This is a genomic window from Streptomyces griseorubiginosus, assembly GCF_001514195.1.
Classification (GTDB): Bacteria; Actinomycetota; Actinomycetes; order Streptomycetales; family Streptomycetaceae; genus Streptomyces; species Streptomyces griseorubiginosus.
The window spans coordinates 960782-978723 of the sequence record NZ_KQ948735.1; the positions used below are offsets into that span (position 1 = coordinate 960782).

A 17942-nucleotide genomic window follows, 5' to 3' on the forward strand; every position below is an offset into this window, starting at 1 on the left:
GGCCACTCAGTGAACAACCACCGCAGACAGCTCGTCGCGCTCGCCCGTCCCGTCTACTTCGGCCTGCTGGCCTCCGTCGCCGCCGGGATCATCAACACGGTGTGGGTCTCCCGAATCGGCGGCCCGGCCGTCGCCGCCGTCGCCGTGGCGACCGGCGCGGAGAACGTGCTGCTCGGCGTCGCGCTCGTCTTCGGCTCCGGTACGACCGTGCTGGTGGCCCACGCCCGGGGCGCGCGGGATCCCGGTGGAATGCGGGCGGCGGTGCGCGGCGGCACGGCTCTGTGGGCTCTGGTCACCCCGGTGGTGGCCGGGGGCGGGTTCCTGCTGCGGGAGCCCCTCTCCCGGCTGGTCCTCGACGACGGCCCGGCCGTGTCCCTCGCCACGGCCTACTTCGCGCTCTCGATGCCCGGGATCGCCGTCTTCTTCGCCCAGCAGCTCGTCGACGGCATCCTCAAGGGCGCCGGTGACACCCGCACCCCCATGCGGCTCGCCCTCCTCGCCAACGGGCTGATCCTGGTGTGCGACCCGTTCCTGATCCGCGCGTACGGCGTCCAGGGGGCGGCCGCCTCGACCGTGCTGTGCCGGGCCGTGGCCCTGGTGATGGGACTGGTCGTCCTGCGCCGGAACACCATGCTGCGGTCCTCCGTCGGAAGCGGGAGGGCGCTCGGACGCGGGACCGCGCTCGGACGCGTGCTCAGCACCGGCCTGCCCATGGCCGCCGACTTCACCGTGCGCCAGGGCGGCACCCTCGTCCTCGTCGCGGTCGTGGCGCGGCTCGGGGTGACGGCGGTGGCCGCCTACTCCATCGCGTACAAGGTCATGTACGTGGCGACCATGGCCTTCTACGCCGTCCGGCAGGCCGCCTCGATCCACATCGCCCAGCTGCGAGGAGCGGGACGGGACGAGCGGCGGGCGGTCGGGCGGGAGGCGGTGGTCGTGTCCGGGGCGGTCGGGCTCGTGGCCGCCGTCCTGCTCCTGGTGACCGCCCCGTGGATCATGGCCGCCTTAGGGGCGGGACCCGAGGTCGCCCACGCCGGCGTGCTGTTCCTGCGCTGTGTCGGCCCGTATCTGGTGCTCATGGCCTGCTGCATCGCGCTCGGTGGGGTTTTCGAAGGCAGTGGGGGAGCGCCTGCGCTGCTGCGGGTGACCTTGCTGGGCACGGTCGTGCAGTTGGTGTCGGCGTACGGCTTCGCCGGGCTCGGACTGCCCGGGGTGTGTCTGGCGCTCGCGCTGGCCATGGCGGTGCAGTGCGGACTGGTGCTCGTGCTCCTGCGGCGGGCCGGCAGGGGCGTTCAGGAGGACGCCGGGGCCTCCTGGGCCGGGGTTTCGGTCTGATTCGGGGATGGGGGTGGGGTCGGGAGGGGCTGTTGGGGGACCGTGTCGCGCCACAGTTCTCGCATGCCGATGGCCGTGGCGAGGACCAGGAGGCCGTTGCGGACGACGAGGAGGCCGATTCCGCGCGGGGTGCTGCCCACCACGTCCGCGAACCAGATCGGGAACTCCAGGACCGTCACGAAGCACGCCACCAGCACCAGGACGGCCGGCAGCCCCATCCGGCTGGCGCGGAAGCACAGACAGGCCGCCGCCAGGCCCACCAGCCACACCATGTACTGCGGGCTGATCACCCTGCTGGTGGTGGTGAACATCAGCACCGCCACCAGGGCCGCGTCGGCCGCCGTGTGGGCCTGGAACCGGGTGGCCGTCAGCCGCCACAGCAGCAGCAGTCCGAAGGCCATGCCGGTCAGCGCCAGCGCGGCCGTGGAGACAAGGGTCACCCACGGCCCGAGGAACTCCACCGAGCCGTAGTTGAGCAGCACCGAGCCGCTCCAGCCGTGGTGCCGGGCGATGTGGAAGACCAGGGAGCCCAGCGACTCCACCTCGGTGCCCCGCTCCCGCTGGAAGGTCAGGAAGGCGAAGGCCCCGGGCATCGCGAGGGAGAACACCCCGGCCACCACGCCGGCCGTCACCGCAGCCCAGGCCCACACGCTCCGCCTGCGGATCCCGACCAGGACCAGCGCCGGCCACACCTTCAGCATGGCCCCGAAGCCCACCAGGGCTCCGGCCACCCGGGGATGCCGGGCGGCCGCGAGGACCGCGGCGACCGCCACCGCGGTCACCATCACGTCGTAGCGGGAGTAGACGGTCGGTCCGAGCAGCGGTACGCCCACCACCCACACCCAGGCCCCGCGCAGCCGCCGGCCGGGGCGCAGGCCCGCGTACAGCAGCAGGGCGAGGACGGCCAGGTCGGCGGCGAAGGCGATCAGGAAGAAGGCCTGGGTGTACTCCAGGAAGGGCAGCAGGGCGGGGGAGAGGATCGCGAGGGCCGCGGCGGGCGGGTACTGCCAGGTCACGTCGTCCTGCGGGAACGTTCCGGTGCGCAGGACGTCGTACCAGCCCTGGTAGATGACCGACACGTCACTGGTGACGTCCGGGCCCGGGAAGACGTACACCTTGTACACCCAGAGCAGCAGCAGCAGCCTGGTCACGCCCCAGGTCAGCAGCAGTCCGGTCAGGGACCGCCGCCAGGCCGTCGTCTCCACGTGATCCCCTGCCGTTCATTTCCGGTCTTGAGGGGAACATGATGTCCCGCTCTCCTGTGAGGGTGCCATAAACGCGGCCGTGCCCGGCTGTGAGCAGCCCGTTCGGTAGGGTCGGCGGCGATGCACAAGACCCTGATCGTGACGAACGACTTCCCGCCCCGTCCCGGTGGCATCCAGGCGTTCCTGCACAACATGGCGCTGCGGCTCGACCCCGAGCGGCTGGTCGTCTACGCCTCCACCTGGAAGCGGAGCCGGGAGGGCGTCGAGGCGACCGCGGCCTTCGACGCCGAGCAGCCCTTCACCGTCGTACGGGACTCCACGACCATGCTGCTGCCGACGCCCGGGGCGACCCGCAGGGCTGTCGGGCTGCTGCGGGAGCACGGGTGTACGTCGGTGTGGTTCGGGGCGGCCGCGCCGCTCGGGCTGATGGCCCCCGCGCTCAGGAGGGCCGGGGCGGAGCGGCTGGTGGCGACGACCCACGGGCACGAGGCCGGGTGGGCCCAACTGCCCGCCGCACGGCAGCTGTTGGGGCGTATCGGGGAGTCGACGGACACGATCACCTACCTCGGCGAGTACACGCGCTCGCGGATCGCCGGGGCGTTGAGCCCGCAGGCCGCCGCGAGGATGGTGCAGCTGCCGCCGGGGGTCGACGAGAAGACCTTCCACCCCGGCTCCGGCGGGGACGCCGTGCGGGCGCGGCTCGGGCTCACGGACCGGCCGGTGGTGGTGTGCGTCTCGCGGCTGGTGCCGCGCAAGGGCCAGGACACGCTGATTCTCGCCATGCCGCGGATCCTCGCGCGGGAGCCCGAGGCCGTGCTGCTGATCGTCGGGGGCGGCCCGTACGAGAAGGAGCTGCGCAAGCTCGCCCACGAGACCGGGGTCGCCGCGTCCGTGCGCTTCACCGGGGCCGTGCCCTGGGCAGAGCTGCCCGCGCACTACGGCGCCGGGGACGTCTTCGCGATGCCGTGCCGGACCCGGCGGGGCGGGCTCGACGTCGAGGGGCTCGGGATCGTCTACCTGGAGGCCTCGGCCACCGGGCTGCCCGTCGTCGCCGGGGACTCCGGGGGCGCCCCGGACGCCGTGCTCGACGGCGAGACCGGATGGGTGGTGCCCGGCGGTTCCCCGGAGGAGGCCGCCGAGCGGATCACGGTCCTCCTCGGCGACGCGGAACTGCGGAGGCGTATGGGGCAGCGGGGCAGGGAGTGGGTCGAGGAGAAGTGGCGGTGGGACTTGTTGGCGGAAAAGTTGAAGACACTGCTATAGCCGGATGCCGGTAATCCGCCGATGCTGCGGACATGACCGGAAAACTGATACAACGTCAGCTGACTAGACGTCAGATCCTTGGTATGGCCGCCCTTCAGACGGCGGCCACTCTCGGCTTCACCCGTGTCGGGCTCCAGTCGGCCCGCGCGGACGAGCCCGCCGCGGTCGAGTCCGCACCCGCCATCGTCGTGGGCTCCGGCTACGGCGCCTCCGTCGCCGCCCTCCGGCTGGGCCAGGCCGGTATCCGCACCCTCGTCCTGGAGATGGGCCGGCTCTGGAACACCGCAGGCCCCGACGGCAAGGTCTTCTGCAACACCGCCAACCCCGACCAGCGCTCCATGTGGTTCCGCACCCGCTCCGAGGCGCCGCTGGCCACCTTCCTGTGGCTGGACGTCGTCAACAAGGACATCAGCCCCTACCCAGGCGTCCTGGACCGGGTCCACTTCGCCAACATGTCCGTCTTCGTGGGCCGCGGCGTCGGCGGCGGCTCCCTCGTCAACGGCTCGATGGCGGTCACCCCGCTCCAGTCCTACTTCGCCGAGCAGTTCCCGACCGTCGACACCGCCGAGATGTACGCCACGTACTTCCCGCGCGCCCGCGCCATGCTCGGCGTCAACACCATCGACCCGGCATGGTTCGAGTCGACCGAGTGGTACAAGTTCAGCCGGGTCTCCCGCAAGCACGCCCAGAACACCGGCCTGAAGACCACCTTCGTGCCCAGCGTCTACGACTTCGGCTACATGCAGCGCGAGGCCGCCGGCACCGCCACCAAGTCCGCCCTCGGCCAGGAGGTCATCTACGGCAACAACTTCGGCAAGAAGAGCCTCGACAAGACGTATCTGGCGTCCGCGCTCGGCACCGGCAACGTCACCATCCACACCCTGGAGAAGGTCACCGGCATCAGCCGGGCGAGCGACGGCAGTTGGATGCTGACCGCCGACCGCATCGACTACACCGGCGCGGTCGTCGAGACCAAGCAGTACTCCTGTACCTATCTGTTCCTCGGCGGCGGCAGCCTGGGCACGAGCGAACTCCTGCTCAGATCACGGCAGTCGGGGACGCTCCCGGCGCTGGACGCGAGCGTCGGCGCGGGCTGGGGGCCCAACGGCAACACCATGCTCGGGCGGGCCAACCACCTGTGGGACACCGTCGGGGCCAACCAGTCGACCATGCCGGTCATGGGCATCGACGACTGGGCCAACGCCGACAACCCCGTCTTCGCCGAGATCGCGCCCCTGCCCACGGGACTGGAGCACTGGGTGAGCCTGTACCTGGCCATCACCAAGAACCCGCAGCGCGCCAAGTTCTCCTACGGCAGCGGGGGGTTGGCCCTCGACTGGAGCGCGGCGCAGAGCGCGGTCTCCTCCGGCATGGCCAAGAAGCTCTTCGACCGGATCAACTCCGCCAACTCGACCATCTACCGCTACGACCTCTTCGGCTCGCCCAGCAGGGTCTTCGCCGACGACTTCACCTACCACCCGCTGGGCGGCTGCGTGCTGGGCAAGGCCACCGACAACTACGGCCGGGTGAAGGGGTATTCGAAGCTGTACGTCACCGACGGTTCGTTGATCCCCGGCAACATCGGGGTCAACCCGTTCGTCACCATCACGGCGCTCGCCGAACGGACGATGGCGCGGGTCCTCGTGGAGGACACCGCGCCATAAGCCCTGTGCCGGTGACTACTTGGCGTAGATGGCCTCGATCTCGCCGGCGAAGTCCTTCGCCACCACATTGCGCTTGAGCTTCAGCGACGGCGTGAGGTGGCCCGTCTCCTCCGTGAACTGGGAGGACAGAATGCGGAACTTCCGCACCGATTCCGCCTTCGACACCGCGGCGTTGCCGTCGTCGACCGCGGCCTGGATCGCCGCGTTCAGGTCCGCGTCCCCGGCCAGCGACGCCGCGGTGGAACCCGCCGGCTTGCCGTGCTCCTCGGCCCAACGGCCCAGGAACTCCTCGTCGATGGTGACCAGCGCGCCCACGAACGGCCGCCCGTCGCCCACCACCATGCACTCCGCGACCAGCGCGTGCGCCCGGATGCGGTCCTCGATCACGGCCGGGGCGACGTTCTTGCCGCCCGCGGTGACGATGATCTCCTTCTTGCGGCCGGTGATCCTGAGGTAGCCGTCCTCGTCGAGGGTGCCGATGTCACCGGTGTGGAACCAGCCGTCGGTCAGCGCCTCGGCCGTGGCGGCCTCGTTGTTCCAGTAGCCCTTGAACAGGTGCTCGCCGTGCAGCAGCACCTCGCCGTCGTCCGCGATCCGGATCACCGAACCCGGCAGCGGCTGGCCGACGGTACCGATCTTCGTGCGGTCCCACGGGTTGAACGCGGTGGCCGCACAGGACTCGGTCAGGCCGTAGCCCTCCAGGACCGTGAAGCCGATACCGCGGAAGAAGTGGCCGAGGCGCTCGCCGAGCGGGGCGCCGCCGGAGATGGCGTACTCGCCACGACCGCCCAGCACGGCCCGCAGCTTGCTGTAGACCAGCTTGTCGAAGGTCTTGTACTTGATCTTCAGGCCGAGCGACGGGCCCGCGGGGGTGTCCAGCGCCCTGCTGTACGCGATCGCGGTGTCGGCGGCCTTGTCGAAGATCTTGCCCTTGCCGTCCGCCTGCGCCTTGGCGCGCGCCGAGTTGTAGACCTTCTCGAAGACCCGCGGCACGCCGAGAATCAGCGTCGGCCGGAAGGACGCCAGTTCGTCGGTGAGCTGCTTGATGTCCGGGACCATGCCCAGCTTGATCGGCGCCATCATCGGCGCGATCTGCACCAGCCGGCCGAAGACGTGCGCGAGCGGCAGGAACAGCAGCACCGAGCACTCGCCGGTACGGAACAGCGGGCGCAGCCGCTCCACGATGTTGCCGCACTCCGCGAAGAAGCTGCGGTGGGTCAGCACACAGCCCTTGGGGCGGCCGGTGGTGCCGGAGGTGTAGACGATGGTGGCCGGGTCGTCGGCCTTCGCCAGCGAGCTGCGCTCGTCCACGGCCGCGTCGCTGATGTCCTTGCCCGCGCGGCCCAGTTCCTCGATCGCGCCGCCCTCGATCTGCCAGACGTGCTTGAGCGCGGGCAGCTGCTCGCGCACCGACTCGACGGCCGCGGAGTGCGTGTCCAGCTCCACGACACAGGCGGTCGCGCCGGAGTCGGAGAGGATCCACTGGATCTGCTCCGGCGAGCTGGTCTCGTACACCGGCACGGTGACCGCGCCCGCGCTCCAGATCGCGAAGTCGAGCAGCGTCCACTCGTAGCGGGTGCGCGACATCAGGCCGACCCGGTCGCCCGGCTGGACGCCGGAGGCGATGAGCCCCTTGGCGGCGGCGTGCACCTCGGCCAGGAAGGCGGTGGCCGTGACGTCCTGCCACGCGCCGCCCACCTTGCGGGCGATGACGGCGACGTCGGGATGCTGCGCGGCGTTTCTCCGGACGATGTCGGTGAGATTGCCGTCCGCAGGGACCTCGTACAAAGCCGGAAGGCTGAACTCGCGCAAGACTGCTGCTCCTCATAGGGCGCCGGCGCCACGACGTTGTGTGATGCGACGGTCGGTCCAAGGCTCGGGCAGGTGCTCAGGATTTCAGTAGTTGAAGGCTGAGCACGACTGGACTGCCCGGACGTTACCCGCCGGTATGGCTTCTTCGACAGGGGGTCCCGACGAGATGTTCGCTGCGTCACATGGATGGGGGTTCTTGCCGCACAGTAGTCCACCTGCTTACTGACTGGCCAGTAACCGCAGGCCCGGCCGCCACTGTTCACGTATGCCCCACAGGCCTACTCTTGATCGTCATGGCACCCTCACCGGCCGGAAGCCGGACGACGCGCGTTCATGTGGTCAGCGATGTGCACGGCAACGCCCGTGACCTGGCCAGAGCCGGCGAGGGCGCCGACGCCCTGATCTGCCTGGGCGACCTCGTGCTTTTCCTCGACTACGCCGACCACTCGCGCGGCATCTTCCCCGACCTGTTCGGAGCGGAGAACGCCGGCCGGCTCGTGGAACTGCGCACCGCCCGCCGCTTCGAGGAGGCGCGGGAGCTCGGCGCCCGGCTGTGGGGCGGCATCGACGCCGACCGGGCCTCGGTGATCGAGAAGGCGGTGCGCAAGCAGTACGCCGAGATGTTCGCGGCCTTCCCGACACCGACGTACGCCACGTACGGCAATGTCGATATGCCGTCCCTCTGGCCGGAGTACGCCGGACCCGGAACCACCGTGCTCGACGGCGAGCGGGTGGAGATCGGCGGCTGGACGTTCGGCTTCGTCGGCGGCGGCCTGCGCACCCCCATGCGGACGCCGTACGAGATCAGCGACGAGGAGTACGCGGCCAAGATCGAGGCCGTCGGCGAGGTCGACGTGCTGTGCACCCACATCCCGCCCGAGGTGCCCGAGCTGGTCTACGACACGGTGGCGCGGCGGTTCGAGCGGGGGAGCCGGGCGCTGCTGGACGCGATCCGCCGGACCCGCCCCCGGTACTCCCTCTTCGGTCATGTGCACCAGCCCCTCACCCGGCGGATGCGGATCGGGGCGACCGAGTGCGTGAACGTGGGGCACTTCGCGGGGACCGGGAAGCCGTGGGCGCTGGAATGGTGAGTCCGCGCGCGCGGTAGCCTTCACGCTGCACAGACGTGCGTACCACCCTTTCCCACCGGTCCGTATCTGGAGGAGCCACGGCGATGGCGGAACACACCAGTTCGAGCATCACGATCGAAGCTGCGCCGGCCGACGTCATGGCCGTGATCGCCGACTTCGCCCGCTACCCGGACTGGACCGGCGAGGTGAAGCAGGCGGAGGTGCTCTCGACGGACGCGTCCGGCCGCGCCGAGCAGGTCCGGCTGGTCATGGACGCGGGCGCGATCAAGGACGACCAGGTGCTCGGCTACACGTGGACCGGCGAGAACGAGGTCTCCTGGACGCTGGTGAAGTCCCAGATGCTGCGGCAGCTGGACGGCTCGTACGTCCTGAAGCCGGCGGGGGCGGGTTCGACCGAGGTCACCTACCTGCTGACGGTCGACGTCAAGATCCCGATGCTGGGCATGATCAAGCGCAAGGCGGAGAAGGTCATCATCGACCGGGCGCTGGCGGGGCTGAAGAAGAGGGTGGAGTCGGGGCAGTAGGAGTTCGCCGGTTCGCTGTCGTCTGCGGGCCGGTGGGGGCTGATCGCGCAGTTCCCCGCGCCCCTGAAGCATGTGGGTGCAGTCCCACCTTCTTTGGGGGCGCGGGGAACTGCGCGACCGGCCACGACGGACCCGCAGCCGCAAGACGGCACAGCGAGGCACAACCCCGGCGTCCGTTACGGTTCACCCCTATGCGCACCATCCTGATCACCGGCCCCGGCGGCAGTGGCCGTACGACCGTCGCCGCCGCCACCGCGCTCGCCGCCGCCCGCGAGGGAACCCGCACCCTTGTGCTGAGCGCCGACCGGACCGACACCCTGGGCACGGTCCTCGGCGCGACAACCGGCCCCACCCCCACCCAGGTCACCCCCACCCTCACCGCCTGGCGCCCCGACGCGACCGCCGGTTTCCGCGACGACCTCGCCGGCTTCCAGGACCGCGCCTCCAACGTGCTCAACCTGCTCGGCGCCTCCCGGCTCGACCCCGAGGAGGTCACCCCGCTGCCCGGCGCCGAGGAACTCACCCTCCTGCGCGCCCTGCGCGACGCGGCGCTCTCCGAGCGGCACGAGCTGCTCGTCGTCGATCTGCCGCCCACCCCGCAGGCCCTCGCCCTGCTCTCCCTCCCCGAGGAACTGCGCCGCTACCTGCGCCGCCTCCTGCCGGCCGAGCGCCAGGCCGCCGCCGGTCTGCGGCCCGTGCTCGGACGCCTCGCCGGGGTCCCCATGCCCTCGGAGTGGCTGTACGAGACCGCCGCCCGCTGGGACACCGAACTCGGCGCGGTCGAGGCCGTCCTCGCCGACCGGCACCGCGTCGTACGCCTGGTCGCCGAGCCCGGCCCCGCGGGCAGCGACGCCGTACGGTCCGCGACCCTCGCCCTCGCGCTGCGCGGCCTGCGCCCCGACACCCTGGTCGCCAACCGGGTCGTACCGGAGGACTGGCCCCCCGGCCTGGTCGCCCAGCAGCGCAAGGTTCTGGAGGAGTGGCAGGAGACGTACGACGTCCGTGCCCTCCCGCACCTCGGCCACGACCCGCGCGGCACCGACGACCTCGACGCCCTCCAGGTGCCCGGCGTCAACGCCACGACCTCCACCGTCGAGTGGCCCGTCGCCGACCACCTCGCCGAGGACGGCGTCCTCGTGTGGCACATCCCGCTGCCCTGCGCCGTCCGCGAGGAACTGGACCTGATCCGGCGCGGCGACGAACTCGTCGTCACCGCCGGGCAGTTCCGCCGGATCGTCCCGCTGCCCTCCGTCCTGCGGCGCTGCACCGTGGCCGGCGCCGCCCTGCGCGACGGCGAGCTGCGGATCCGGTTCGCGCCGGACCCGGACCTGTGGCCCCGCACCCCGTGAACCGCGTACGGCCGTTCGGGTAACGTCGGAGGGACGAACCGTAGTCAGGAGTCCGTCATGAGCGAACAGCTCCCCCCGTCCGACGCCGGGGAACACGAGGCGAACGACGAGGTACGGGCGACCGACGCCGACGCGTGGGCGACGGCGGCCGCTGAGGACCTCGCGGCGGAGAAGGCCCGCCGCCGAACCCAGTACGGCCCGCCCCCGGGCTCGGCGGCCGAGGAACTGCGCAAGCTCGTCGACAACGTCGCGGAGAAGCTGTCCGGCATCCAGTCCCCGCTGCTCGGCGGCATCGCCGGACCCGCCGCCCAGCAGGTGGTCCGGCAGGTCGTCCAGCAGGCCAAGGCCGCCGTCGAGCCGGTCATCGAGCGCAACCCGGACGTCTTCGACCACCTCGCGGCCGCGGGCGGGGAACTCCTCGCCGCGTACCGCTCGGCGGTCCAGGCGCAGGAACAGCGCTGGACGGCCCGCGGCACCGGACCGCGCGACCCCGACGGCGACGGCCGTGACCGGGGCGAGGGCACCGGCCCGGGTGAGCGCATCGACTTGGACTGAAACCCTGTGACGGCAGGGCCTCGGGTACGGTTGACCGTAGCGGGGCTCGACCGAAACTGAGGGATTCATGGGACTCACCATCGGCGTCGACATCGGCGGCACGAAGATCGCGGCCGGCGTGGTCGATGAGGAAGGCAACATCCTCTCGACGTACAAGGTGCCGACCCCGGGCACGGCCGAGGGCATCGTGGACGCGATCGCCTCGGCGGTGGAGGGCGCGCGTGCCGGGCACGACATCGTGGGCGTGGGCATCGGCGCGGCCGGATACGTCAACCGCCAGCGCTCGGAGGTCTACTTCGCCCCCAACATCCACTGGCGCAACGAGCCGTTGAAGCAGAAGGTCGAGGCCCGGGTCGGCCTTCCGGTCGTCGTGGAGAACGACGCCAACGCGGCCGCGTGGGGCGAGTACAAGTTCGGCGCGGGCAAGGGCCACCGCAACGTCATCTGCATCACCCTCGGCACCGGCCTCGGCGGCGGCATCATCATCGGCAACAAGCTGCGCCGCGGGCACTTCGGCGTGGCCGCCGAGTTCGGCCACATCCGCATGGTCCCGGACGGCCTGATGTGCGGCTGCGGCTCGCAGGGCTGCTGGGAGCAGTACGCGTCGGGGCGGGCGCTGGTGAGGTACGCCAAGCAGCGCGCCAACGCCACCCCGGAGAACGCCGAGATCCTCCTCGGGCTCGGCGACGGCAGCCCCGACGGCATCGAGGGCAAGCACATCTCCATGGCCGCCCGCCAGGGAGACCCGGTCGCCGTCGACTCCTACCGGGAGCTCGCCCGCTGGGCCGGCGCGGGCCTCGCCGACCTCGCCTCCCTCTTCGACCCCTCCGCCTTCATCGTCGGCGGCGGCCTGTCCGACGAGGGCGAACTGGTCCTGGACCCGATCCGCAAGTCCTACAAGCGCTGGCTGGTCGGCGGCAACTGGCGCCCGGTCGCCGACGTCATCGCCGCCCAACTGGGCAACGAGGCGGGCCTGGTCGGAGCAGCGGACCTGGCGAGAGAGCCGGACCCGATCATGTAACGGTGACTGTGCTTCTTTTAGGGGCGCGGGGAACTGCGCGACCAGCCACGGACGACCGGCAGTCGCGCACGATCCCCCCGCCCCTCTCTCGTGGGCGTAAATTGATCCACATGGTTCCGGTCAAAGTCCTGAGCTACAACATCCGCTCGATGCGCGACGACACGGACGCCCTGGCCCGTGTCATCAGCGCCTGTGAACCCGACCTCGTCCTGATCCAGGAGGCCCCCCTCTTCTTCCGCTGGCGCAAGAAGCTCGCGCGGCTCGCGTCGGCCTCAGGGCTGGTCATCCTCACCGGCGGCGGCACCGCCGCGGGACCCGCCATCCTCTGCAACCTGCGGGTCACGGTCGAACGCACGGAGGACGTCCTGCTCCCGCTCACCCCAGGGCTGCACAGAAGAGGCTTCGCCACCGCCGTCGTACGGATCGGCGGCGCCCGCCTCGGCGTGCTGAGCTGTCACCTCTCGCTCCAGAAGGACGAGCGCTACGAGCAGGCGGGCGCGCTCCTCGACCGCCTCGCCGGCATGGGCGTGGACCACGCGATCGCCGGCGGCGACCTCAACGACCGCCCCTCGGGACCCGCCTTCAGCCGTCTCGCGGCCAACCTCCAGGACTGCTGGGCGACCAGCCCCACCGGCGGCGAACACACCTGGACCCACTCGCAGCCCCCGCAGCGCATCGACGCCGTCTTCGCCACCAAGGGCATCGAGGTGCTCGGCTGCGGAGTGCCCACGGACCTTTCCGGGATCACCGCGACAGACCTGAGGGCGGCCACCGACCACCTCCCGGTCCTGGCCACCCTCAACGTGCCCGCGAGCTAGACATTCCCGCGAGCCAGACACTCCCGCGAGCTAGACGACCGCTCCCCGCCCGGGGTCGCCGTCGTCCTCGTCGTCCGTCCGCATCCGCGTCACCAGCGTGACGAAGCCGCCCAGGAAGCCGCCGATCCCGACCGTGGCCAGCCACCAGGTCATCTCCCAGCCGAGCAGCACCGCGACCAGCAGCAGGAGCGGCCCGCCCAGCACCCCCAGCCACGCGAACTTGGCGGTGGTGTCGGCGGCGGGCAGCGGCGGCGGCTCCGGCGGGACGAAGTGGCCCTCGTCGTCCTCCTCGAAGTCGTCCTCGGAGGGCTCCGGAGCGCTGTAGTCGCGTGGTCCCACACCGGGCGCGAAGGAGACGGAGCCGCCCAGCGGCTTCACGGGCTTCTCGTCCTTACGGGCCCCGGGTTCCGCCTTCTCCGCGGTCGTCGGCTCGTCGTTGGTCTCGGTCTCCAGGAGCGCGAGGTCCTCGACCGACTTGAACGGCTTGGTGCCCGGCGGATCCTTCGGCTCCTCGCCGTACCCGGCGACGATCGCCGCCCACGCGGCCTCCTCGTCGAACGGGACGCCCTGCTCCTCCGGCTCGTGGCCCTCGTGGCCCTCGCGGTCCTCACGGTCGGAGTCGTGCTCAGCCACGGGCGGCCGTCCCTTCACTGCCGATGCCGGTGGTGTGCCGGCCGATGAACGCGAGGCTCTCGTCGAAAATCCGCTCCGCGTCATGGTCCAACGTCGCCACGTGGTAGCTCTGTTCCAGCACGATCTCTGTTACGTCCGTAGAGGACACCCGGCTCAGCACGCGCGCGGTGTCGGCCGCCGGCACCACGTGGTCCCGGGCGCTGCGCAGCACCAGCAGCGGCTGGGTGACCTGCGGCAGCTCGCCGTCCACCTGCTTGAAGAAGGTCCGCAGGGAGTGCGCCGCGTGCAGCGGCACCCGGTCGTACCCCAGCTCGACGCTGCCCTCCTTGGCGATGTCACTGGCGATCCCGGGCGCGGTGCGCACGAAGTGCCGGGCCACCGGAAGGGCGTACGGCGCGAGGCCGTGCATCCGGTTCGCCGGGTTGACGACCACGACTCCGCTGACCGCGTCCCCGTGCCGGGCGGCGAGCCTGAGGGCCAGGGTGCCGCCCATGGAGAGCCCGGCCACGAAGACGGAGGAGCAGCGCTCGCTCAGGGCACGCAGCTCGCGGTCCACCTCGGCGTACCAGTCCTGCCAGCCGGTGAGGGCCATGTCCTGCCAGCGGGTGCCGTGTCCGGGCAGCAGGGGCAGGGAGACCGTCAGTCCACGGTCGGCGAGGTACTGGGCCCAGGGACGCAGCGACTGGGGGGAACCGGTGAAGCCGTGGCAGAGAAGGACACCGGCCTCCCCGCCCTCATGGCGGAACGGCTCGGCTCCGGGGAGGACCGGCACCTAGGTCTCCTGTTCATGAAAGAAGTGTGAGCAAGTCCGGGTGTGGTTCACCGTACGCGACCGCACTGACACCGACCAGGGCCGTCGGACTCTTTGACAGCGCTCCGGGTTAAGGTCTGAGCGACGGACACAGGAGGCACTCGGTTGTTGTACGGCACGATGAAGGTCGCCATCGGCGGGCCGCTGAAGGTCGCCTTCAGGCCCTGGGTGGAAGGCCTGGAGAACATTCCCGCCGAGGGTGCCGCCATTCTGGCGAGCAACCACCTCTCCTTCTCCGACTCCTTCTTCCTGCCGGCGGTCCTCGACCGCAAGGTCACCTTCATCGCCAAGGCGGAGTACTTCACCACGCCCGGCGTGAAGGGCCGTCTGACGGCCGCCTTCTTCAAGGGCGTCGGCCAGCTTCCGGTGGACCGCTCCGGAGCGCGCGGCGCGGGCGAGGCGGCGATCAAGAGCGGCCTCGACGTCCTGGAGCGCGGCGAGCTGTTCGGCATCTACCCCGAGGGCACCCGCTCGCCCGACGGACGCCTGTACCGCGGCAAGCCCGGCGGCCTCGCGCGCGTGGCGCTCGCCAGCGGCGCCCCGGTCATCCCCGTCGCGATGATCGACACCGAGAAGATCCAGCCGCCCGGCAAGGTGATGCCCAAGCTGATGCGCCCGGGCATCCGGATCGGCGAGCCGCTGGACTTCAGCCGCTACCAGGGCATGGAGCACGACCGCTTCGTGCTGCGGGCGGTGACCGACGAGGTCATGTACGAGATCATGAAGCTCTCCGGCCAGGAGTACGTCGACATCTACGCGACGGCGGCCAAGCGGCGGATCTCGGAGGCGGCCAAGGCCGAGAAGGCGGCCAGGGCCGAGAAGGACAAGCCCGGCACGTCCGCGTCCTAGGATCCTGGGACACGGCAGTCCGGGCCGGGGGTGGGGGAGATGGCCAAACAGGTACGCGTCATGCGCATGTCCGTCGAGCAGCCGCTGTGGCGTGCCCTGACCGGGTACCGCGTGCTCACCATGCTGTACGCGGTCGGGCTCTTCGCCAGCGAGTACGACAGCTTCGACCTGCCCGGCGTCGCCATCGCCTACTACGTCGTCCTGTGCGTCTGGACGCTCGCCACCCTGCCCCGCGTCCAGAACGCGGCCGCGTGCACCAAGCGCTTCCTCGCCGTCGACCTGGCGATCGCGCTCTCCGGCATCGTCCTGACCCCGCTGGTCGTCGACCAGCACCACATCGACAGCGGCGGGCCCACCCTGCCGTCGATATGGACCGCCGGTTCCGTCCTGGCCTTCGCCATCAAGGGCGGCTGGCGCTGGGCCGCCCTCGCCTCCACCCCGGTCGCCGCCGCCAACCTGATCGAGCGCGGCCAGCCCGCCCGTGACACCGTCCACAACGTGATCCTCGTCTGGGTCGCCTCCATCGCCATCGGCTACGTCGTCGAGGTCGCCCGCGCCTCCGAGCGCACCCTCGCCCGCGCCCTGGAGATCGAGGCGGCGACCCGCGAGCGCGAGCGCCTGGCCCGCGACATCCACGACAGCGTGCTCCAGGTGCTGGCCATGGTGCAGCGCCGGGGCGCGGTCCTGGGCGGCGAGGCCGCCGAACTGGGCCGGATGGCCGGCGAGCAGGAGGTGGCGCTGCGCACGCTGGTCTCCGGCGGCCTGGCGACCGTGTCGCGGGTGTCCTCGGACGCCTCCCAGGGCGCGGTCGTGCACGTGGTGGAGGACGAGGCGGCCGACGACGGCCCGCTCGACCTGCGCGCGCTGCTCGCCCCCTACGCCTCGGCGAAGGTCTCCCTCGTCGAGCCCGGCGCCCCCGTCCCGCTGCCCCCGCCCGCCGCCCGCGAGCTGGCCGCGGCCGTCGGGGCCGCCCTGGACAACGTGCACCGGCACGCCGGCGAGCACGCGCGCGCGTGGATCCTCGTCGAGGACGAGCCCGACGAGGTGATCGTGACCGTGCGCGACGACGGCCCCGGCATCCCCGAGGGCCGGCTCGCCCAGGCCGAGGGCGAGGGGCGGCTCGGGGTGGCCCTGTCGATCCGGGGCCGGTTGCGCGATCTCGGCGGCAGCGCCGAGCTGATCTCTCCTCCGGGGCAGGGCACGGAGGTCGAGCTGAAGGTACCGAAGGTCTCACGGGGGAAGGCAGGACAGCGATGAGCGAGAAGGACCCGATCAAGGTGATGGTGGTCGACGACCACCCCATGTGGCGCGACGCGGTCGCCCGGGACCTGGCCGAGTCCGGTTTCGACGTGGTCGCCACCGCGGGCGACGGCGACCAGGCCGTACGCCGGGCCAAGGCGGCGGACCCCCACGTCCTGGTCCTCGACCTGAACCTGCCGGTCAAGCCCGGCGTCCAGGTCTGCAAGGAACTCGTCGGCCACAACCCGGCCCTGCGCGTCCTCGTGCTGTCCGCGAGCGGTGAGCACGCCGACGTCCTGGAGGCCGTGAAGTCCGGCGCGACCGGCTATCTGCTGAAGTCGGCCTCGACCGAGGAACTCCTCGACGCGGTCCGCCGTACCGCCGTCGGCGACCCCGTCTTCACCCCCGGCCTCGCCGGCCTGGTCCTCGGCGAGTACCGGCGCCTGGCCACCGACCCGGCGCCTTCCGGGGACCCCGACCAGCCCAAGGCCCCGCAGCTCACCGAGCGCGAGACCGAGGTGCTGCGCCTGGTCGCCAAGGGCCTGAGCTACAAGCAGATCGCCGAACGCCTGGTGATCTCGCACCGCACGGTCCAGAACCACGTCCAGAACACGCTCGGCAAGCTGCAACTCCACAACAGGGTCGAGCTCGTCCGGTACGCCATCGAACGGGGCCTCGACGACGAGTGAGACGCGCGTCACACTGACCCTTCGTCGGACACCTACGGCGAAGGGAACCGTCCATGCGCGTCGGAGTACTGACCGGAGGCGGCGACTGCCCCGGTCTCAACGCCGTCATCCGGGCCGTCGTCCGTAAGGGCGTTCAGGAGTACGGCTACGACTTCACCGGCTTCCGGGACGGCTGGCGGGGTCCACTGGAGGACGCCGTCGTGCGTCTCGACATCCCGGCCGTGCGCGGCATCCTGCCCCGCGGCGGCACCATCCTCGGCTCGTCCCGCACCAACCCGCTCAAGCAGGAGGACGGCATCCGCCGGATCCAGGAGAACCTGGCCGCGCGGGACGTCGAGGCGCTCATCGTGATCGGCGGCGAGGACACCCTGGGCGTGGCGGCCGAGCTCTCCGACCGGCATGGCGTGCCCTGCGTGGGCGTACCGAAGACCATCGACAACGACCTCTCCGCCACCGACTACACCTTCGGCTTCGACACCGCGGTCGGCATCGCCACCGAGGCCATCGACCGGCTGCACACCACCGCCGAGTCCCACATGCGGGTCCTGGTCTGCGAGGTGATGGGCCGTCACGCGGGCTGGATCGCCCTGCACTCCGGGCTCGCGGGCGGCGCCAACGTCATCCTCATCCCCGAGCAGCGCTTCGACGTCGAGCAGGTGTGCGCCTGGATCACCTCCCGCTTCAGGGCGTCGTACGCCCCGATCGTGGTCGTCGCCGAGGGCGCCATGCCGAAGGACGGCGACATGGTCCTCAAGGACCAGTCGCTCGACTCCTTCGGCCATGTGCGCCTGTCCGGGGTCGGCGAGTGGCTGGCCAAGCAGATCGAGAAGCGCACCGGCAAGGAGGCCCGCACCACCGTGCTCGGGCACATCCAGCGCGGGGGCACCCCGAGCGCCTTCGACCGCTGGCTCGCCACCCGCTTCGGCCTGCACGCCATCGAGGCCGTCCACGACGGCGACTTCGGCAAGATGGTCGCCCTGCGCGGCACGGACATCGTCCGCGTCCCCATCGGCGAGGCCACGGCACAGCTGAAGACGGTCGACCCGAAGCTGTACGAGGAGGTGGGCGTCTTCTTCGGCTGACG

Annotated in this window: 17 protein-coding genes; 13 read left to right on the plus strand and 4 right to left on the minus strand. The window is 71.2% G+C overall.

Annotated features, from left to right (window positions below):
• Positions 1-9 precede the first annotated feature (9 nt).
• Positions 10-1335, plus strand: coding sequence for an MATE family efflux transporter (locus AQJ54_RS10670; RefSeq protein ID WP_062236295.1), 1326 nt, complete (start codon positions 10-12; stop codon positions 1333-1335).
• Here the strand turns inward: AQJ54_RS10670 and AQJ54_RS10675 are convergent.
• Entirely contained in the window at positions 1293-2540 is a 1248-nt protein-coding gene (locus AQJ54_RS10675; protein ID WP_062024817.1) for a glycosyltransferase family 87 protein, read from the minus strand. The genes AQJ54_RS10670 and AQJ54_RS10675 overlap by 43 nt on opposite strands.
• A 120-nt stretch (positions 2541-2660) precedes the next feature.
• On the opposite strand from AQJ54_RS10675, the gene AQJ54_RS10680 reads away from it, so the two are divergent.
• Positions 2661-3803 (plus strand): glycosyltransferase family 4 protein, encoded by a 1143-nt coding sequence (locus AQJ54_RS10680; protein WP_062236300.1) that lies wholly within the window; start codon positions 2661-2663, stop codon positions 3801-3803.
• A 32-nt stretch (positions 3804-3835) separates the two neighbouring features.
• Complete coding sequence (locus AQJ54_RS10685) at positions 3836-5467, plus strand: GMC oxidoreductase (RefSeq protein ID WP_455711788.1); 1632 nt, start codon at positions 3836-3838, stop codon at positions 5465-5467.
• Between the two features lie 15 nt (positions 5468-5482).
• Here the strand turns inward: AQJ54_RS10685 and AQJ54_RS10690 are convergent, their stop codons facing one another.
• Entirely contained in the window at positions 5483-7279 is a 1797-nt protein-coding gene (locus AQJ54_RS10690) for an AMP-dependent synthetase/ligase (protein ID WP_062236307.1), read from the minus strand.
• 293 nt (positions 7280-7572) lie between these two features.
• Here AQJ54_RS10690 and AQJ54_RS10695 point away from each other — a divergent pair, with 293 nt between their 5' ends.
• The 6 genes from AQJ54_RS10695 to AQJ54_RS10720 all read left to right on the plus strand — a co-directional run bounded on the left by AQJ54_RS10695 (position 7573) and on the right by AQJ54_RS10720 (position 12637).
• Positions 7573-8370, plus strand: coding sequence for a metallophosphoesterase family protein (locus AQJ54_RS10695; RefSeq protein ID WP_079069807.1), 798 nt, complete (start codon positions 7573-7575; stop codon positions 8368-8370).
• Between the two features lie 83 nt (positions 8371-8453).
• Positions 8454-8894 carry an SRPBCC family protein gene (locus tag AQJ54_RS10700; protein WP_053849311.1) on the plus strand — a complete coding sequence of 147 codons (441 nt, stop codon included), beginning with the start codon at positions 8454-8456 and terminating at the stop codon, positions 8892-8894.
• A 191-nt stretch (positions 8895-9085) separates the two neighbouring features.
• On the plus strand, positions 9086-10243 hold the full coding sequence (locus AQJ54_RS10705; RefSeq protein ID WP_062236311.1) for an ArsA family ATPase: 1158 nt from the start codon (positions 9086-9088) through the stop codon (positions 10241-10243).
• 57 nt (positions 10244-10300) lie between these two features.
• Positions 10301-10798 carry a DUF5304 domain-containing protein gene (locus AQJ54_RS10710; protein WP_030319072.1) on the plus strand — a complete coding sequence of 166 codons (498 nt, stop codon included), beginning with the start codon at positions 10301-10303 and terminating at the stop codon, positions 10796-10798.
• Between the two features lie 67 nt (positions 10799-10865).
• Positions 10866-11819 (plus strand): ROK family glucokinase, encoded by a 954-nt coding sequence (locus tag AQJ54_RS10715; protein WP_020137409.1) that lies wholly within the window; start codon positions 10866-10868, stop codon positions 11817-11819.
• A 110-nt stretch (positions 11820-11929) separates the two neighbouring features.
• Complete coding sequence (locus tag AQJ54_RS10720; RefSeq protein ID WP_062236314.1) at positions 11930-12637, plus strand: endonuclease/exonuclease/phosphatase family protein; 708 nt, start codon at positions 11930-11932, stop codon at positions 12635-12637.
• A 30-nt stretch (positions 12638-12667) separates the two neighbouring features.
• On the opposite strand, the gene AQJ54_RS10725 is transcribed toward AQJ54_RS10720, so the two are convergent.
• The gene (locus tag AQJ54_RS10725; protein WP_062236317.1) at positions 12668-13270 is read right to left on the minus strand and encodes a hypothetical protein; all 603 of its coding nucleotides are present in this window, start codon (positions 13268-13270) and stop codon (positions 12668-12670) included.
• Positions 13263-14042, minus strand: coding sequence for an alpha/beta hydrolase (locus AQJ54_RS10730; RefSeq protein WP_062024799.1), 780 nt, complete (start codon positions 14040-14042; stop codon positions 13263-13265). Before AQJ54_RS10730 ends, AQJ54_RS10725 begins: the two co-directional genes overlap by 8 nt.
• A 144-nt stretch (positions 14043-14186) precedes the next feature.
• Between AQJ54_RS10730 and AQJ54_RS10735 the strand changes: the two genes are divergently transcribed.
• Genes AQJ54_RS10735 through AQJ54_RS10750 form a run of 4 tightly spaced genes read left to right on the plus strand, consistent with a single transcriptional unit; the run spans position 14187 to position 17940 of the window.
• Positions 14187-14930 carry a lysophospholipid acyltransferase family protein gene (locus tag AQJ54_RS10735; RefSeq protein WP_062236321.1) on the plus strand — a complete coding sequence of 248 codons (744 nt, stop codon included), beginning with the start codon at positions 14187-14189 and terminating at the stop codon, positions 14928-14930.
• A gap of 39 nt (positions 14931-14969) precedes the next feature.
• Complete coding sequence (macS, locus tag AQJ54_RS10740) at positions 14970-16187, plus strand: MacS family sensor histidine kinase (protein ID WP_062237109.1); 1218 nt, start codon at positions 14970-14972, stop codon at positions 16185-16187.
• The gene (locus AQJ54_RS10745) at positions 16184-16858 is read left to right on the plus strand and encodes a response regulator (protein ID WP_062024793.1); all 675 of its coding nucleotides are present in this window, start codon (positions 16184-16186) and stop codon (positions 16856-16858) included. The genes macS and AQJ54_RS10745 overlap by 4 nt, the downstream gene beginning before the upstream one ends.
• 53 nt (positions 16859-16911) lie before the next feature.
• Positions 16912-17940, plus strand: a complete 1029-nt coding sequence (locus AQJ54_RS10750) for a 6-phosphofructokinase (RefSeq protein ID WP_062024791.1) — start codon at positions 16912-16914, stop codon at positions 17938-17940.
• The last annotated feature ends 2 nt before the right edge of the window (positions 17941-17942 follow it).

Coding starts and splice junctions, on each gene's coding strand:
- AQJ54_RS10680 (WP_062236300.1), top strand. CDS start 2,661: ATGCACAAGACCCTGATCGTGACGAACGACTTCCCGCCCCGTCCCGGT.
- AQJ54_RS10685 (WP_455711788.1), top strand. CDS start 3,836: ATGACCGGAAAACTGATACAACGTCAGCTGACTAGACGTCAGATCCTT.
- AQJ54_RS10695 (WP_079069807.1), top strand. CDS start 7,573: ATGGCACCCTCACCGGCCGGAAGCCGGACGACGCGCGTTCATGTGGTC.
- AQJ54_RS10700 (WP_053849311.1), top strand. CDS start 8,454: ATGGCGGAACACACCAGTTCGAGCATCACGATCGAAGCTGCGCCGGCC.
- AQJ54_RS10705 (WP_062236311.1), top strand. CDS start 9,086: ATGCGCACCATCCTGATCACCGGCCCCGGCGGCAGTGGCCGTACGACC.
- AQJ54_RS10710 (WP_030319072.1), top strand. CDS start 10,301: ATGAGCGAACAGCTCCCCCCGTCCGACGCCGGGGAACACGAGGCGAAC.
- AQJ54_RS10715 (WP_020137409.1), top strand. CDS start 10,866: ATGGGACTCACCATCGGCGTCGACATCGGCGGCACGAAGATCGCGGCC.
- AQJ54_RS10720 (WP_062236314.1), top strand. CDS start 11,930: ATGGTTCCGGTCAAAGTCCTGAGCTACAACATCCGCTCGATGCGCGAC.
- macS (WP_062237109.1), top strand. CDS start 14,970: ATGGCCAAACAGGTACGCGTCATGCGCATGTCCGTCGAGCAGCCGCTG.
- AQJ54_RS10745 (WP_062024793.1), top strand. CDS start 16,184: ATGAGCGAGAAGGACCCGATCAAGGTGATGGTGGTCGACGACCACCCC.
- AQJ54_RS10750 (WP_062024791.1), top strand. CDS start 16,912: ATGCGCGTCGGAGTACTGACCGGAGGCGGCGACTGCCCCGGTCTCAAC.